The sequence below is a fragment of the Propionispora sp. 2/2-37 genome, from assembly GCF_001298735.1.
In the GTDB taxonomy this organism is placed as follows: domain Bacteria; phylum Bacillota; class Negativicutes; order Propionisporales; family Propionisporaceae; genus Propionispora.
Window position 1 is genome coordinate 1 of sequence record NZ_CYSP01000029.1, and the last position, 17302, is coordinate 17302.

Genomic DNA, 17302 nt, shown 5'->3' on the forward strand with positions numbered 1-17302 from the left:
TCTGAACAGCACCCTCGAATTTAGACAGTGAAATGAAGAGCCCCCTATCGTAGAATGAAATTATAACGATTAGGGGGCTTTGGCATGTCTGGAATTAAAGGAATGAAGACGTATCCATTAGTTATTAAACAAGAAGCTGTTCGATTGTTCTTCGAAGAAAGAAAAACGAAGAAACAAATAATGGACAAGCTTGAAATCAAGAACGATACCCAGCTTGAGTGTTGGTTTAGGGCTTTTCGTAAAGATGGCATTGCTGGTCTCATAGAAAAACCAAAGGGACGATCTTCTAAATTTGCTACGGAAGCAGCAGTGATCTCATCTGAACAACGTATCAAACAGCTAGAAATGGAGAACGAATTGCTCGAAATTTTCTTTCAGAAACAGCAAGGTGGTGGTAAAAGGCATAATTTATCGCGTCATCTCTCGGTTTGCTGACAAATACTCTATTTTAGCAATGTGCCAGTTTTTTAAGGTGCCTCGTTCAGGGTACTATTACTGGCTGAAAGCACACGTCAAACCAGATAAGGACTCGGCACTAATCTCACTTATTACATCCTGCCACGATGAGACACGCCAAACGTACGGATACCGAAGAGTTCGTATCTGGCTGGAGAAAAAGCATGGACTAAGAGTCAATCATAAAGCAGTTCTAAGGATAATGCGTAAGGCGGGCATTAGTTCTGTAATTCGCCGACGGCGTCAATATAGACGTCTCAAGGAGCAGCTACATAAGTATCCTAATGTCTTAGACCAGGATTTCTGTGCTGTTAAACCTAACACAAAATGGGTTACTGATATTACCTACATCCATACCGCCCAGGGAGTTCTCTACCTATCTGCTATAAAGGATTTAGCTGACGGCTTTATAGTCGGATATAGAACTGCAACGTCACAAACTGTGCATCTGGTAACTGAAACTATTAAAGATGCTATCAAAAAAGAAATGATCGCTGATGGACTCGCACTCCACAGCGATCAAGGGTTCCAATATACGTCCCACGCATATCACAACCTAATTACAGACTACGGTATTACCCCTTCTATGTCAAGCCGTGGAAACTGTTATGACAATGCTTCTATGGAGAGCTTCTTTGGTAGCCTAAAAACAGAATGTATTTATCGGAACCAACTATCTACGTTTGAAGAAGCCAACGAACTGATTGATGCTTATATAGATTTCTACAACTATGACCGCGCCCAATTAAAAACAGGACTGACGCCATTCGAAAAACGGCGCCAGTCTGCGTAAGTTTTAGCTACTCTACGATAGGCTTTTCTAATACTGTCTAAACCGGTGGGAGCAGTTCAGTCCAGTTGAAAATAGAACGCCTTTTCCTGCTGCTAATCGCCTTTTCTCTATTAGGCGCTGTAGGACAAAAAAACTACCAGATCACACGGTCCGTGCATCTGGCAGTTATCGCTTCGTTTTCTTAGCTTTATGATTTTGCATCCTGCTTCTCGGGTTAACTGTTCACACAAATGCGGCGGGTTATCGGGACTAGCCAATTGCTCCGATTTCCCCGGTAATTGATTACTCTGCTGTTGCCGTTACAGTTTAAAGCGGGCGGTGATTTCATTCATTTCGGCAGCCATCATGGCCAATGCTTCCGCGCTGGAGTTAATTTCATGCAAACTCGCGCTTTGCTCTTCCGTAGCGGCAGCCACCGTTTGGGTACTGGCACCGGTTTCTTCCGCTACGGCACTGATGGTTTGTACATTGTTGACAATGGACTGCATCCCTTTAGCCGTTTCCTGTACTGCCTGGCTGATCTGTTCAATTCCGTGTTTTGTCCGTCCCAGCTTATCCAGTATATTTTCAAAACCATGCTGGGTTTCACCGGCAGTCGCCTTTCCGGTCTCCACTTCTTCATTGGCTTTGGTCACCATATCTACAGCAAACTCAATATCGGTAGTCATTTTGCCGATAATGGCTTCAATATGATTGGTTGCCCCCGCACTTTGTTCGGCCAGCTTCCGTACCTCTTCCGCCACCACGGCAAAACCGCGCCCTGCTTCTCCGGCCCGTGCGGCTTCAATGGCGGCATTCAGTGCCAACAGGTTGGTTTGACCGGCAATGTCCCTGATCACATGCACGATTTCCTGAATATCCTTAGAACCCTTTACCAGTGATCCGGATACCTCCGTAATATTCGCCATGGCCGCCTCAATGCTTTCATTCTGATTCACCACTTTGCGAATCAGTTCCATGCCCTGAACGGCCTCTTCCACCGCATCACGGGTTACATGATTCACTTCTTCCGCACTGGCACTCATCTGCTCCGCACCGGCGCCGGCCTGCTGGACGGCGGCGGAAATTTCCGTAATATGATTCGTATTCTGCTCGGCTCCAGCAGCCACATCACCAATATTTTTCGCCACATTTTCCGCCACTTGCAACTGTCCCTCCACCGAAGAACTTAATTCCTCGCTGGAAGCGGCTAACGCATCGGCGCTGTCCCGGACCATCCGGACTATATCACGCAATTGCTGCTTCATGCTGATAACGGCATCGGCCATATCTCCGATTTCATCATTACGCATGGCCGGAATGTTGGGACGGGCCAAATTCAGTTGGCTTACTGCCAGCAATTCTCCGCGCAGGCTATTCAATCTGCGGACCAATATCCGGCTGAACCAAAACGCAAATACAATGCTTGCCAGCACAATCACGGCGCCTGCACCATTAACCACAAAAGTGACCAGATTCTCCTTGGCGGTTTGTTGTTCTTTCCGTTCCTGTAACATCTGATTCTGAAACGCTACGGTCTCTTCGAACAACTGATTAATGGACTCCGTCTTTTTTCTGGCTTCGCTAAGAATCCTCATGTAATCCGGATTATTCGCCTGTTTCAAAGCAATGACTTTTTTTATATCTTCCTGATACCCGTTCAGCATGGTCTGTAACCTTTCGCCTGCCGCTTTGCTCTTATCTACGGTTACCGAATCGGTGAACTGTTTGACGGCAGCCTGACTTTTGCCCAACATTTGCAGGGTCTGTTCGCCATACACCTGATCATTGTAGGCCAGATACCCCCGCAGTTCAGCCAGACCCTCGTGAAAATCACTCTGTGCCCTTTGCAATTCCAGGGTCCGCTGTACCGGGCCGTTCAACATATCCTGATAGTTATTTCCGGCCTGATTATATTCGAAACTCACCACGGCCAGCAACACAATCATCAGCCCTAGAGCAACCCCCAGTAATATTCCCAACTGACTGCCAATCGTAATCCGACGCCCCACTTGCCTCATCTCCTTCTTGAACCATATTTCAGTTATAATTCCTGTTTTTTAACGCTTGAATGCTTGCACTTTCATTCCATACCCGGTAAATAAAAAAATCTTGCCATAACAATGCCGACCCTTGTCGCAGTACATGCCCGGCCAGGATCTACACCGATATGGCAAAATCAATCGTAACAGCCAACACAACGTTCCCCAAGCTGCAAGAGTAGACTGAAATAAGTTCTATTGTTATAATGAGATAATAGGGATAATGGGCAAACCATCTGATTATGCTAGAAAAGAAAAATTAAACAGGCCTTTTCTTGCTCTGTAACCGAAATAACACGGCAAGAAATACGAAGACCAATTCGGCAACCAGCAAGGTATTTTGCCCTTTTCGGGCACAATGCCCTCTTGGCGTATCTGGATACGCTGGCCGATATAAACCATACTACCGTACGCTATCTGACCTAATTCACGTTCTAATTACAAAAAACATCAAATTCCACAATCTCATTTTATCCCATATAAGGGAATTTTGCAACATTTTTTTATATAAGGGATTTTTATTGCCCAAGGAGGTCGACAGTGCTGAAACCAAATAATTTAAATACGCTTGGCAACCGTCTTCTGTTCTTGCGCCAGTCGGCCCATATCACCTTGCAAAAGCTGTCGGAAAAAACCGGTTTATCCAGCAGCAATCTCAGCCGTTATGAAAAAGACGAAGTAAAGCCCAGCGCCGACGCGATTGTCACCTTGTGCAATTTTTATCGAGTCTCCACCGACTGGCTGCTGCTCGGTTCTGCCGGAGCAGGTCCAGCCGGCCCGTCCAGCAATGTAGTTGACCCGGATTTGCAAAAAATGTTCACTATCCTGCAGCAGTTAATGAACAGCAGCGACCCTGATCTCCGGGGCTGGACGAAAATTCAGTTTCAAAAAGCCTTCGGTGAATATTACGCTGCTGAAGAAAAAAAACACCGCGCATAAGCCGCCGCCGGGAAACCAAAATTGGCGGGAATATGCCGCCCGCCGGAATCTTTTCATTCTTCATTAACTGTCGTGCTCTTCTATGGCCAATCCCCCAAACCATAAAACAGAGCATTTTGTTGCTGCTTTCTCCCTGTTCCCTTGTTACTCTCTCATCCGTTTATTTACACCAGTTTTGTATTTCAATAATATTCCCTTCCGGGTCACGCGCATAGACGGCAGTCAATACACCCAGTTCTCCATAGTCCCGGCAAATCACTTCCCCCACTTGCTCTCCGCCGTGTGCCAGCAGAGTTCGCAGCACATGATCGACCGAATGGACATGAAAAGCCAGATGCCCCAGCCCTTGGCAGTTAAGCCCGGGCTTATTTTTATGGCTATCCTCCGGTTCATAGGAAAAAATCTCCAGTGTAGGTCCCTGGTCATAACCGGGTAACCGTAAATGGATTCCGGTAATCCGGGCACCAGGCAGGCCGGTCAGTTGATCCACCCATTCTCCGGAAAGATCCCGCTCAGGATAAACAGGCTTGCAATGAAATACATCTATATAAAATTGAGCCAAATTGTGCCAATCCCGCGCAATTAAATTGGTGTGGACATACTTCATATCCGTATTCATAAAGAACATTCCTTTCTATGGCAAAGCACGTATACCTTATTATATCGTATTATCTTTCTTCCGTGCAGGATAAGTTTAAGAAGAATCAGGCTTTTATGATCCTGCGCTCCGCCTACGACTCAGCCGCCAATCAAAAAGCTCCTCATCGAAATGGATGCATTTGCCGCCTCCTGTCCCTAATCCCGGTGATCCGTCTACATGATATTCCTTGTGTTGTAAGGTTCCGCACCACAGTGCATTTTCCTGCAAAGCTACTGTTTTTATTTTATACCGCTTTGAGGCCTGCAACCTCCCGTTATTAAGCACTCTGCAAAACAATATTCCTGACAGATATACGGCCAGCCTGTACAATGCAGGCTGGCCGTATACTTACTATTTTCATTATTTTCTTCCCTGCAGATACACGCTGTATTCATACCTGTCACCAACCAGTTTGGTAACCCCGTACTCAACCGGCCCCTTCTCCGTATAAGAGATCCGTTTGCTGCAAAGCAGCGCCGACCCGACCGGCACTTGTAAAATCTGCGCTTCCGCAAAATCGGCGCTGACAGCCGAAATGCGCTCCCAGGCAGACTGCAGGCGGATATTGTACTGCTGTTCCAGAAAAGCATATAAACCGGTAAAGGCATCCGTATGCTTTTCCAAATCAGGCACGGCATTTCCCCTTAGATAATTCATCATCAGAGCAATTGGCTGGTTATCCGCCAGCTGTACCCTTTGTACGATAAAAACCGTGCCCCCGGCCGGAAGCTCCAGGGCTTCGGCCACATAGTCAGGGGCCTGCACCTTTTTAATATGCATACCCCTGGTGACAACCCGGTATCCTTTGGCCTGCAGCGTCTCGGTAATCGAAGTGAGATAATTGAGTTTTTGTGTGGTGGAAAAGTCCAGTACTTCCGTTCCTCTCCCCTGCTTCGGCCTCACATAGCCATCCTGGACAAGCAAACCGACAGCCTTTCTAACGGTAGTTCGGCTTACCGCGAACTTCTCCTCCAGTTCCGATTCGGTCGGCAGCAGTGTACCGGGACGGTAAACGCCGTCCTTGATTTCACGTTTTAATTCCGAATACACTCGTTTATAGGCAGCTACGGTACTCATACATTCCCTCTTAACGTCATTTTTTATCATGTTTAATCGAGTATACCAACTGCTGTATCCCTTGTCAATCAGGCAAACACAATAGATAATTATGTTTTTAAATATATAGTTATCTATTTTTTTAAAAGTATCTTTTTTAGTATTAGGCCAAGCACTAAATCAACCTAAAAATCCCAGTATATTTTTGATAAATTCAGTTCATGAACACACATAAACAATAACATAGCCATTGCCCAACAGCAATAAACATGTTACTATTTATTCGATACATAATTATCTTTAGATAAGGAGGGTTTACTTAATGAAACCATACAGCGGAAACTTAGCCCCAATCGGGCGCATGATCGACGTCAGCGCGGTCAGAGCCGATGTAACTCTAGAAGAAATTGACAGTCTGGTGGAGGTCGCTAAACAGTACCACTGCATCTGTACGTTCGTCATGCCCTGCTTTACTCCCTACCTCGTCGAAAAACTGGCGGATACTCCCGATACCATCGCCGGCGGCGTGGTCGGATTCCCTTCCGGTGCCGATACCAGTACGATCAAAACACAGACCGCCAAAGAACTGATTGGTGCCGGCTGCCGGGAACTGGACATGGTGATTAACGTAGGAGCGCTTAAATCCGGACGTTTCGATATTGTAAAAAATGACATTAAGGCAGTAGTAACTGCCGCTGCAGGCATTCCTGTCAAAACCATTCTGGAAACAGCCTATCTCACCGATGAAGAAATAGCCAGAGGCAGCCAGATTGCCGTTGAGGCCGGGGCCGCTTTTATAAAAACCGGAACCGGCTGGGCTCCTAAACCGACCACCGTGGAAACCATCAGGCTGATTAAATCCGTTATCGGTGACTCGGCTCTCATCAAAGCCGCCGGCGGCGTCAGAGACCTGGATACCCTGCTGGCCATGGTCGAAGCCGGCTGCAGCCGCTTCGGCATCGGCCTTCGTTCAGCGGTCGCCATCTTGCAGGAAGCTCACCGGCGCGCCGGCGGTAATCCGCAGCAAGCGGCACAACACGCCGGCGGCAATGACCGCTATTAACCCTCGCCGGTACACTACACAAAGAAAGGCAGATTGGCATTTTTTCCAAGCATGCAGCACAAATCATGAAACAGCAGCGAAGCGGCAAAATCATCAACGTCGCCTCGGTTGCCGGCTATGTCCCTTTGTTTGTGGTCCAGCCCCACTACTCAGCCGGAAAGGCCGCTGTCATCTCGCTGACCAAAACGCTGGCACTGGAGCTGGCTTCCTACGGGATCACCGTCAATGCCATAGCTCCCGGTTATATCGGCACGGTAAACTGGGATGCCTATTTTCAAAAACAAATAAGCGACCTGAAGAAAAAAGTCCCCCTGGGCAGAATCGGCACAACGGAGGATTGCGCTAAAGTCATTGAGTTTTTAGCTACCGATCTGTCCGATTATCTCACCGGCCAGACCATCAAGGTGGACGGCGGCCTGCTGGAATTAAACCCGTCTTCCGCCAGCACCGGCTCCTACCAGGTATAACTAAGCTACTCCGCCTGCAGCAGCCGTCTGGTAATGGCCAGCGCCGTGGGGGTTTTTGCCAGTCCGCCCTCCGATGTCTCTTTTAGCGAGGAAGGTAAATCAATTCCGATACGGAACATCGCGTCAATCACTTCATCGGCCGGTATCACGCTTTCGATGCCGGCCAACGCCATTTGAGCGGCAACCAAAGCATGAACGGCAGCAAAAGCGTTTCTTTTTACGCAAGGTACTTCCACCAATCCGGCCACGGGATCACACACCAGTCCCAGCATATTTTTCAGCGCCAGGGCCAGGGCGTGGGCCGACTGACGGGGGGTTCCTTCCAGCATTTCCACAACTGCGGCAGCCGCCATAGCGGCTGCCGATCCGCATTCCGCCTGGCATCCGCCTACCGCTCCGGCAACGGTGGCGTTTTTCGCAATCACCTCACCAATTCCGGCCGCAGTAAATAAAGCCTTCACCAGCTTCTCTTCCCGGTTGGTTATCAGTCCGGCCACGGCTAAAATAGCCCCCGGCACAATGCCGCAGGAACCGGCGGTGGGACAGGCGACAATTTTTCCCATACTGGCGTTCACCTCCCCGACGGCCATGGCATAGGCTGCCGCCTGGGTGGCAACCGGCCCCAGGAATGCCGCCGGCATCAGCAGCTTGCAGGCATCACCGCCAACCAGGCCGCTGAAGGACTTTTCCCGCTGTTTCAAACCCCCGTCGACAGCCTGCTGCATAACGGCGAGCCTGCCGCGCATATTATCCCAGACGCGGTTTGCCGGAACCTCGCTTTTTTCTACTTCCCATTCCAGCACAATATCGGCAATACCCGTTTTTTTGGCCTCCGCCAGGGTTACCAGTTCATCAATACGTGTAAACGCAATCATGTCTCCTCCTATAACGGCTGTACTAACCGTACCGCTTCAATCGTTGTTATGGCATTCAGCATAACAGCCGTCTCCTGCGGTATCGGCTGATCGGTTTCCAAAATCATGAGCGCCTGCGCTCCCTTTTGTTTACGTGAAACTTTCATAAAGGCAATATTCACCTGCTGCTGAGCCAGTATCTGCGTAATCGCTGCAATTATCCCCGGCTGGTCCTGATGAATGGTGATCAAGGTATAATAGTCCCCCGTAAATTCAACCTCATAACCGTCAATGTTGCTGATATGGATCTGGCCACCACCAAGCGATGCGCCAACGACTCTGACCGTTCTGCCCGAAGCTCCTTTCAGATAAAAGGCAACGGTATTCGGATGGCAATTTTCTTTTTCCGCCGCATGAAAGCTGACGGTAAGATTGGCCCTTGCTGCCAGGGCAAACGAATCTTTGATCCTTATATCTTCGGTGGGGAAGCCCAGCAATCCGGCCACCAGCGCTTTGTCGGTTCCATGCCCCTTATAAGTCCGGGCAAACGAACCATATAAAGTGAGAGCCGCTTCCACAGGTATTTCCCCCAAAATGGTACGGGCCATCTTGCCCAGCCGGGCGGCACCTGCGGTATGGGAACTCGACGGTCCGATCATGACCGGGCCGATAATATCAAATACACCCATGCACATCCTCCTCATTTCGCATACCCCTGCTAATAGCTTTGCCATTAACCGCATAATTAAGCCATATCACCGGTCGTCAGACATATGCTTTCCCGGTTTCCCTATAAAAAGACAGAGAACAAAAGCTCAGCCCACTTTTGTTCTCTGTTCTGCTACCTGAGAGTTTCGTCCTGCCGGACTCCCCGTCGGTGACACGTTCCCAGCGTGTTCTCTCCAGAGTTCGGTCCGGTTACGGTTTTTTTACCTGAGAGTTTGTAACAAGCCTTGCTCCTTCGGTGACGCGACCGCGTTCTCTCCCGGCAACCTTCATCCCGTATTGAATTCCTGCCGGCGCTTCTGCCCCTGCTACCCGGGGCGAGTTCACCGCGTCGAAAAATAACTGCCGTTCAAACTGAATCAATCAAATTTTACCAATCCCTTTTTTCCTTGTCAATGACCGCGCCGTTTTTTATTTAAAATCCGTTGGACATAAGCTACGCCCCGCAATGCGCTATCTTCCCGTCAGAAAGTTTCTTCCATCTTTTAACATAAAATTAACCGCTAATTAACATGCCCGGCCAGCGGCAATGTCATAATGAGAACAGGCATACCTGTCTAATTCAAAATTTTCGGAGGTGTAATGAGTGTCCAATCCCAACATGTCTCTGCTAGGCTTATCCCGTTTTGTACGGCTGCTGACAGCATTTGCAGTAATCACAGCGCTGGTGTCCGGTATGTCGGTATCCTATGCCGCTTACTATGCACCGGTACAACCCAGCATCAACATTATGCCGATTGACCGGGCAAAATTTCTCACCGGGCAAACATTCGACTTTGCCATTGAAGTAAAAACGGCTGCCCCCGCTACGGCTATTGATGTCACAATTAATGGAGTCCCAGCCGAAAAATATTTCGGCAAACAGGCGAAAACCCAGTTCGACACGATGAGCACTTATCGCATTAACGATGTTGCTTTCCGACAGGCAGGCGGGGTAACCGTCACGGTTACGGCAAAAACCGCCGGCGGTGTGGAAAAGCGTACGGTCCAGTATGAAATTACCAACGATAAAATAAAAAAACCGGCTAAAAACGTGATTCTCTTTATCGGTGACGGCATGAGCCTGCAGGCCCGGCAAATTGCCCGCATTCTCGCCAAAGGCATCACCGAGGGCAAATATAACGATCTTTTAGAAATGGAGAAAATGTCCAACCTGGCGCTGATCACCACATCCGGCAACGATTCGCTGGTAACCGACTCGGCCAACAGCGCCTCCGCTTACGCCACCGGCCATAAAAGCAGTGTAAATGCCATGGGCGTCTATGCCGACAGCACAAAAGATCCGTTTGACGACCCCAAAGTAGAAAATATTATTGAGCTGGCTAAACGCACCCGGGGCATGTCTACCGGCATCGTTTCCACCGCCAATATCACCGATGCCACTCCGGCAGCCATGTTGACCCACACCCGCAAACGGAGCGAACAAAATTACATCGCGGCAGACATGCTCACACCGGCGCATCGTCCGGATGTGATTCTCGGCGGCGGTTCACGCCACTTCCTGCCGCAAAGCGTACCCGGTTCCAAACGTACCGATGAACGTAATCTGTTCAACGAGTTCCAGGCCCAAGGCTATACCCTGGCAACCACCAAAAACGAATTAAAACAAGCCGGTGCGCCGGACAAAATTTTAGGGCTTTTCCAACTCGACAACATGGATGTTTATGTTGACCGGGAAGTGACCAAAAACCCGGCTGTGCTCGGTAAATTCACCGACCAGCCCACCTTGATGGACATGACGCAAACCGCCATCAATTCGTTAAGCAAGAATAAAAACGGTTTCTTTCTGATGGTAGAAGGCGCCTGCATTGACAAACAATTGCACGCCATGGACTGGCAGCGGGCCGCTTATGATACCATTGAGATGGATAAAGCCGTAGGCATTGCCAAGGAATTTGCCAAAAAGAACGGCGACACCCTGATCATCGTGGTAGCCGACCATGCGCACGGTGCCAGCATCACCGGCACCTACCATGAATTAGACGGCAAAACGGGCCGCGACGGCGTCCGTATCTATGCCGATGCCGGCTGGCCGACCTTTGCCGATGCCGACGGCGACGGATTCCCGAACAATCCCGATCCCAGCGTCACACTGGCTGTCCAGTTTGCCAACCATCCCGAGTATTATGAAAACTATAAGTTCCAGAAAGTTCCCACATCACCGGCCATTATGGCGAACGGCAAGGCCGTTGCCAATCCGAAACGCTCCGAAGGCGGACAATTGATGCCCGGCAATATTCCGGCCTCCGATCCTTCCGAAGTCCATTCTGCCGATGATGTGCCCCTGACCGCACAGGGCCCCGGTGCCGATTACTTTAAAGGCATTATGGATAATACCGAAGTATTCTACGGCATTGTCAGGGCACTGGGCCTTGATGGCAATCAAAATAAAAAATAACCTGTTTTCTCCATACAAACCCGGAGGCCAATTCGATGAGTAAAACAATTAAGCGCGTAAGCGGAATTCTTTGTGCTATGCTGTTGGCCGGGTTGCTGTTGCCCTGGGAGGGCCAAACAGGGACGCTTCCCCATGAGGAGCCGTCCCTGTTTTACTCCCGCGCTCAGGCCGCATGGTTGCCCTGGTTTGGCGAAGAAGCCACCCGCCTTGAATTTGACGAAATGTACAGCGGTGCCTCAGCGTACGGTTTGGAATTATCGTCCAAGCTGAAAAGCCTGGAAGGAAAAAAAGTGCAAATGAACGGTTTTATGGCGCCGCCGCTTAAACCCACTCTTAGTTTTTTTGTGTTAACCAAAGTGCCGATGTCCATCTGCCCCTTTTGTTCCACAGATGCCGACTGGCCGAATGACATTGTTTTAGTCAAGCTGTCCGAACCGGTTACCGCCCTGCCGTTTGACCGCCCGATAACTGTAACCGGGCGCTTGGAAATAGGCTCCCAGGTAGATCCGGAAACCGGATTTGTCAGCCTGGTGCGTATCATCGCCGACAGTGTTGAATAATGTAAGGAACGGAGTGATCCCTTATGCTGGAACTGAATCAGATCCGTAAAGAATACCGTGACGGAACGCAAACCATTACGGCGGTTTCCCTGGATCATCTTACCGTACAGCCCGGCGAACAGCTGGCGTTAGTCGGGCCAAGCGGTTCCGGCAAAACCACGCTGCTGCATCTTATTTCCGGCTTATTAACCCCAACCCGGGGGGAAATCCGGCTGGACGGCCTCACCATCTCCGGCCTGCCGGAAGCCCGCCGCGATATCTGGCGGGCTAACACCGTTGGTTATGTCTTCCAGAAGTTCAACCTGCTGACTAGTCTGAATGTGCTGGATAATGTAGTGGTCGCCATGAGTTTCGCCCAGGTTATCCCTACCGCCGACCAGCGCTCCTGGGCTGTTCAACTGCTGGAGCAGGTAGGCTTAGCCGATAAGCTAAAACAATATCCCCGCCAGCTCAGTATGGGTGAACAACAACGTGTTGCCGTTGCCAGAGCCGTCGTGAATAAGCCCCGCCTGATTCTGGCCGACGAGCCGACCGCCAGCCTTGATCAGGAAAACAGCGCGAAAGTTCTGGATATGCTGCGCCGGTTTGCCGCAGAGTCCCACAGCATACTGCTGGTATCCACCCATGACCGTCAGGTTATGAGTTTATTCCCCAGAATCCATTCGTTACAACAGTCGGGAAAGGAGGTGGCGGCCGATGCGCCTCTTCCTAGCCTGGCGTAACTTACTGGCGAAGCCGGTGCAAAGCGGACTGACCGTCCTGGTCGTGGCGGCAACCTTTGCCATGATGATTGTCATCACCTTACTGTTCGGCGGCATTCATGACGGCCTGGTCAGAGCCACCGAACCCTTTGATCTCCTTGTCGGTGCCAAGGGCAGTCCCAATCAACTGGTGTTAAATACCGTTTTTCTGCAGGACGCGCCGATCGGCAATATAAGCCACGAAATTTACGAAGAACTGGCAGCCAACCCGCTGGTCTCCGCAGCCGTTCCCCTGGCCTTTGGCGACAGCTATAACGGTTACGCCATCGTAGGGGCGGGAAGCGGCATTTTTGAGCACCAGCCTAAGACCGGCCAGCAGGCTTGGCTGGAGCTGGCGGCAGGACGCCCTTACCGCCAGCCCTTCGAAGCCGTTGTCGGTGCCAAAGCCGCCCGCGAACTGGCCCTTAAACCCGGCGATTCTTTCCAGTCGATGCACGGTCTGATCCCCGGCGGTGAAAGTCACGAGCACCCGTACCAGGTTGTCGGTATTCTGCAGCCGGTATACGGTCCTTATGACCGGGCGATTTTTGTTTCCATTGAAAGCATCTGGCAGGCTCACGAAAAACATGGCCACGAACCGGCGGCAGAAGCAGAAGCACCCTCCGCTGACCACGCACACGGGCAGGAAGTAACCGCCATTATGGTAAAACCCAAAGGCTACAGCGAAGCCATGCGCCTCTACCAGCAGTTTCAGCATCAGCCGGGCGCCCAAATGGTTTTCCCCGCACAAGTGATTGTACAGTTATTTGCTGTCCTGGGTCAGGGCGAACAGGTATTAAAACCCATAGCCTGTATGATTGTCGCCATGGGCCTGCTGATTATGGCCTTGTCTTTGTACTGGTCGGCAGTAAGCCGGCTGCGCGAGCGGGCGATCTTACGCGCCTTGGGCGCCAGCTCCCGCGATATGTTTACTATCATGATAACGGAAGGTGCCCTGCTCACGATGGCCGGCGTAGCGGTCGGCGGCCTCACCGGTCATGGTCTCTACGCACTGGTATCTCACGCCCTGGAAACCAAAACAGCCATTCTGCTGACAAACAGCTTTACCGCCGCCGAAGGCCTGATTATCCTGATCGGAGTTGTTCTTGGCCTGTTGACCGGAGCCATTCCGGCCCTGCTCACCTACCGCACGGAGGTGGCCAGGCATTTGTAGCTGATGCCGGGCTATTTAGGAACGCCCTTCCAGCCCCGAAAAATAAGGGAATGCAGCCGCATACTAACTGCTGCATTCCCTTATTTGTTCCTGTCTGTCAGCTGCATCCTGGCCGATACAGTCAAAACGGATGCTGTCTGCCGGCAACCCCAGTAACGCTTCGAGCAGCCTGCCGGCTATCCCCAGCTTATTGTTGATTTTATCCCGGTCAGCCTCATGTCCGAATTCGTCCGGAGAACTGGCCTCCAGCAGGGCCGCCATAATCCCGGCAAAAAAGGCCAGAGTCTCCTCCATATGTTCAACCTTGGTAATTCCTTCCCTGTTGCCCTGCTCCAGCATACATTGTAAAATCGGGGCAGTGGCGACTAACGTCTGCCGCCACAGCCGGTTAATCATCTGCCCTTGTTTTTCTCTATATAATACTTGGGTCAGCAAGCTGGCTTCATCACAAAAACAAAGTCTATAAAAGAAGTTACAAAATAACTGCAGCTTTTCCTTCACACTCTGCTGTCCGGCCGACGCAGACTGAAAGGCAAACAGCATATTGCGGATATAGCGGTCAAAGATGGCTTCCAAAATGACTTCCTTGGAAGCAAAGTGATAATAAAACGTGCCCTGTGCCACACCGACCTTTTTGACAATCATACTGACCGCCGTTTGCTCATACCCCTGGGACATGAATAATTCCTCTGCCGCGTCCATTAGCTCCGCTTTTCTTACCTCTGGTTCTTTCGAAATACGGGCTATGATAACCACCTCTCTCGCCACTGACTTTAGTCAGTTATTATTGTAAAATAGCGGTTTTATCCTTGTCAAGAAAAATCTGGAAATTAGTCAGGTTCAATTATAAACAGGCACTGTCCGCTAAAAGTCTGGACAGTGCCTATAAACCATCATCCTATTGTTTCTTTAGATGCGTTGCTCCATACCAAAAACAAAATTCCGTTTAGTCATGGGATAAGCCAAACCAGTGCCCCAATCACCAATTCCTTTTAGCGAATAAGCTTCATTCGTTAAATTATAGCCTTTTAAATACAACTTGGTTTCGGGTTTAATTTGATAATTAACAGCCATATCAAGAACCGTATAATGACGGCTGCCAAAAGCATCTGCGTCCCGACCGCTGGCAGCCCGCAATGTTAGCCCTGCATCCCACTGATCCTGCGTATACTGAACATTAAAACGGTATCCGTTTGGCTGACTGTTGTCAGGGTCATTTGTAAACCCGGTTGCCCCCGTGCTTGCATCTTTATTTTCCACTTTCACATAGGAATAACCGGCAGATACGCTCCATTGATCCGATAATTTATGAGCTAAAGTTAAATCCAACCCCCGTCGTTTCTGTTCATCTATATTATAGGCAAATCCTGGTGTGGTTGAATAGTCATAAGCAATAGCATCCTCTACCCGGCTTTTAAAAACACTTAACTGCAAATTTGTATCCTGATCAAATTTTGTATTCATACCAAGTGTGATGGTATCGCCTGTCTCCGGACGAAGGTTAGGATTTCCCCTGAACCACTGGGTATCACTAAATAAATCTTCTACTGTCGGTGATTTTACAAATTGTCCCCAAGATGCAAACACATTTGTTTTTTCATTTAATTTTCGATTTGCCGTTACACGCGAAGTAACATGATTGCCGATTATGCTGTGATCATCATAACGTGAACCTAATGTCAGTGTCCAATCATGCGGCAACTTCCAATTATCTTCCAGATAAATTGCTTTTGTGGTATAGGAATCGTCAATATTTTGACTAACATATTCAAAGTCGTTCTGTCGCCAGTCTACTCCGCCGACTAAAGTATGTTGGTCATTTAACTGCATTCTCTGCTGCCATTCCATGCCGACGGCACTACGGTCAACTTCATAACCAATCGTAGAGCCATTATAAGAAACTTCATTACTGGAACTATTGCGATAGATCCGGAAAAAACTATCTTTGCTTAAGTTATAGGTCAAGGCAATGTTATTATCCTGAGAACTGCCGTAACCGTAGGGATAATGATAGGTGTACCCGGGGGCCATCATACCAAAACCGCCATCTTGGTCCACATAGTCAACCTGTAATGATAGAGATCGTTCGTTGTCTAATTCTTTGTCCAACCGAAAAGTTAATGAATCCTGCTCTCCATAAGTTTGGGGAAATTCATTAGTATGGCCGTCTTCATCTTTATATTTATAGTTATCCTGTTTTTTTCTTTCAGCCGTGATAAAATAACTAAAACCATTGTCTAATTTATTTTCAGTCGAAAAAGCATAGCGCCGCTGCCCCCAACTACCGGCTTCGGTCGTTATGGTAGTGTTTTCACCAGTCGCCTTGCGCGTAATGATATTGATAACCCCGCCTACGGCATCGCTGCCATACAATGAAGATGATGGACCGTGTACAATTTCAATACGTTCAATATTTTTAACCGGTATGTTGGTAAGATTATACCCTCCTGCACTGCCGCTGGTAATAATCTGGTCCCAATTCATCCTACGGCCATCCACCAGAATCAGCACCCGCTTATCCCCATTTAGAATAGGTATGGCACCGCCCGCTCCCTCTTCAACGGCAATATTAACCTTTCTCAATATTTCCGGTACACTGGCATAATTTCCCCTTTCGATTTCTTCCCGATTAACGACTATCACATTGGCCGCCACTTCCGTTGCTTTGACCGGCATCCGGTTGGCTGTGACGACATACTCATCAAGGCTAAATTCTTCCTGTACAGTCTCCTCGGCCGAAACTTGTCCGGCCAGACCGAACAGGAGGGCGCTGCTAATCAGTGAGCATAATATTTTTTTACGTTTTTTATTGATCATACGGTTCTCCTCCCCCAATTGTACCGCAATGCCTTTTACCTGTATATACGGTAACTTTCTCAGTGAATTATGTAGCGATATCATTTCGAATTTCCCTATTCAACTGACTTAAGTCAGTCAATAACTGCACTTCCTTTTTATTCCTTCATGTCCATCTCTCCTGTCTCTGCTGTATCTAAGCCTACTGTCCGACTGAAACGGTGAGTTTAGATTTGTGAAACTATAATTTGGCGGGTACCTTAAAAACCTATAATGATTTCAGGCAATAACTGACTGCAATCAGTCAATTATTAAAGATATCTTAATTGATTATGATTATCATAATCAATTAAGATTATAAGCCTCCGACTTTCGTAAGTCAATAGCTTTATTTTTTTATTTTACGGACAACCCCACCCGCACTAATGCAGCCTTTTTGATAGCCACATAGCAAAAAAGGAGGCTATCCAACACAAGCTGAATATATCTCTATTCTGTCAAATGCCGGTTACAAAAACTCCACATCCAATTTTCATCTGCAGCCTAGCGAAATAAGCGAAAAAAATAAATAAAAGCGACGTTTCAAATGGAACGCCGCTTTTATTTATAGCCTTTATAT

Annotated in this window: 17 protein-coding genes and 1 riboswitch; of the genes, 9 read left to right on the forward strand and 8 right to left on the reverse strand. The window is 48.9% G+C overall.

Annotated features, from left to right (window positions below):
* The first annotated feature begins 84 nt into the window (after positions 1-84).
* Positions 85-435, forward strand: a complete 351-nt coding sequence (locus P22_RS19430; protein WP_054261890.1) for a transposase — start codon at positions 85-87, stop codon at positions 433-435.
* A gap of 19 nt (positions 436-454) precedes the next feature.
* Positions 455-1249: an IS3 family transposase gene (locus tag P22_RS19435; RefSeq protein WP_054261891.1), complete on the forward strand. Its 795-nt coding sequence runs from the start codon at positions 455-457 to the stop codon at positions 1247-1249.
* A gap of 299 nt (positions 1250-1548) precedes the next feature.
* Here P22_RS19435 and P22_RS19440 read toward each other — a convergent pair whose 3' ends face one another.
* Positions 1549-3240 carry a methyl-accepting chemotaxis protein gene (locus P22_RS19440; protein ID WP_235814737.1) on the reverse strand — a complete coding sequence of 564 codons (1692 nt, stop codon included), beginning with the start codon at positions 3238-3240 and terminating at the stop codon, positions 1549-1551.
* A 570-nt stretch (positions 3241-3810) separates the two neighbouring features.
* Between P22_RS19440 and P22_RS19445 the strand changes: the two genes are divergently transcribed.
* Positions 3811-4209, forward strand: a complete 399-nt coding sequence (locus tag P22_RS19445) for a helix-turn-helix domain-containing protein (protein ID WP_054261893.1) — start codon at positions 3811-3813, stop codon at positions 4207-4209.
* A gap of 160 nt (positions 4210-4369) precedes the next feature.
* Here P22_RS19445 and P22_RS19450 read toward each other — a convergent pair whose 3' ends face one another.
* Positions 4370-4828 carry a VOC family protein gene (locus P22_RS19450; RefSeq protein ID WP_054261894.1) on the reverse strand — a complete coding sequence of 153 codons (459 nt, stop codon included), beginning with the start codon at positions 4826-4828 and terminating at the stop codon, positions 4370-4372.
* A 381-nt stretch (positions 4829-5209) separates the two neighbouring features.
* The gene (locus tag P22_RS19455) at positions 5210-5926 is read right to left on the reverse strand and encodes a GntR family transcriptional regulator (RefSeq protein WP_054261895.1); all 717 of its coding nucleotides are present in this window, start codon (positions 5924-5926) and stop codon (positions 5210-5212) included.
* 301 nt (positions 5927-6227) lie between these two features.
* On the opposite strand from P22_RS19455, the gene deoC reads away from it, so the two are divergent.
* Positions 6228-6968, forward strand: a complete 741-nt coding sequence (gene deoC / locus P22_RS19460; protein WP_054261896.1) for a deoxyribose-phosphate aldolase — start codon at positions 6228-6230, stop codon at positions 6966-6968.
* Positions 6969-7006: 38 nt separating this feature from the next.
* Complete coding sequence (locus P22_RS19465; RefSeq protein WP_255351821.1) at positions 7007-7435, forward strand: SDR family oxidoreductase; 429 nt, start codon at positions 7007-7009, stop codon at positions 7433-7435.
* A gap of 5 nt (positions 7436-7440) precedes the next feature.
* Here P22_RS19465 and sdaAA read toward each other — a convergent pair whose 3' ends face one another.
* The 3 genes from sdaAA to P22_RS20835 all read right to left on the reverse strand — a co-directional run bounded on the left by sdaAA (position 7441) and on the right by P22_RS20835 (position 9378).
* On the reverse strand, positions 7441-8310 hold the full coding sequence (sdaAA, locus tag P22_RS19470) for an L-serine ammonia-lyase, iron-sulfur-dependent, subunit alpha (protein ID WP_054261898.1): 870 nt from the start codon (positions 8308-8310) through the stop codon (positions 7441-7443).
* 8 nt (positions 8311-8318) lie between these two features.
* On the reverse strand, positions 8319-8978 hold the full coding sequence (gene sdaAB, locus P22_RS19475) for an L-serine ammonia-lyase, iron-sulfur-dependent subunit beta (protein WP_054261899.1): 660 nt from the start codon (positions 8976-8978) through the stop codon (positions 8319-8321).
* A 134-nt stretch (positions 8979-9112) separates the two neighbouring features.
* Positions 9113-9205, reverse strand: a riboswitch (glycine riboswitch).
* 2 nt (positions 9206-9207) lie between these two features.
* Positions 9208-9378, reverse strand: a complete 171-nt coding sequence (locus P22_RS20835; RefSeq protein WP_156319068.1) for a hypothetical protein — start codon at positions 9376-9378, stop codon at positions 9208-9210.
* Between the two features lie 223 nt (positions 9379-9601).
* Between P22_RS20835 and P22_RS19480 the strand changes: the two genes are divergently transcribed.
* The 4 genes from P22_RS19480 to P22_RS19495 are packed head-to-tail and all read left to right on the forward strand — an operon-like array spanning position 9602 to position 13887.
* Positions 9602-11413: an alkaline phosphatase gene (locus P22_RS19480; protein ID WP_054261900.1), complete on the forward strand. Its 1812-nt coding sequence runs from the start codon at positions 9602-9604 to the stop codon at positions 11411-11413.
* Positions 11414-11448: 35 nt separating this feature from the next.
* On the forward strand, positions 11449-11973 hold the full coding sequence (locus tag P22_RS19485) for a hypothetical protein (protein ID WP_054261901.1): 525 nt from the start codon (positions 11449-11451) through the stop codon (positions 11971-11973).
* 23 nt (positions 11974-11996) lie between these two features.
* Positions 11997-12695, forward strand: coding sequence for an ABC transporter ATP-binding protein (locus P22_RS19490; RefSeq protein WP_069972875.1), 699 nt, complete (start codon positions 11997-11999; stop codon positions 12693-12695).
* Positions 12670-13887 (forward strand): ABC transporter permease, encoded by a 1218-nt coding sequence (locus P22_RS19495; protein ID WP_054261902.1) that lies wholly within the window; start codon positions 12670-12672, stop codon positions 13885-13887. Before P22_RS19490 ends, P22_RS19495 begins: the two co-directional genes overlap by 26 nt.
* Before the next feature lie 63 nt (positions 13888-13950).
* On the opposite strand, the gene P22_RS19500 is transcribed toward P22_RS19495, so the two are convergent.
* Both P22_RS19500 and P22_RS19505 read right to left on the reverse strand, forming a co-directional pair.
* Positions 13951-14643, reverse strand: a complete 693-nt coding sequence (locus tag P22_RS19500) for a TetR/AcrR family transcriptional regulator (RefSeq protein ID WP_235814738.1) — start codon at positions 14641-14643, stop codon at positions 13951-13953.
* 153 nt (positions 14644-14796) lie between these two features.
* A complete protein-coding gene (locus P22_RS19505) occupies positions 14797-16704 on the reverse strand; it encodes a TonB-dependent receptor plug domain-containing protein (RefSeq protein WP_235814739.1) in 1908 nt (635 codons plus the stop codon).
* Positions 16705-17302 lie beyond the last annotated feature (598 nt).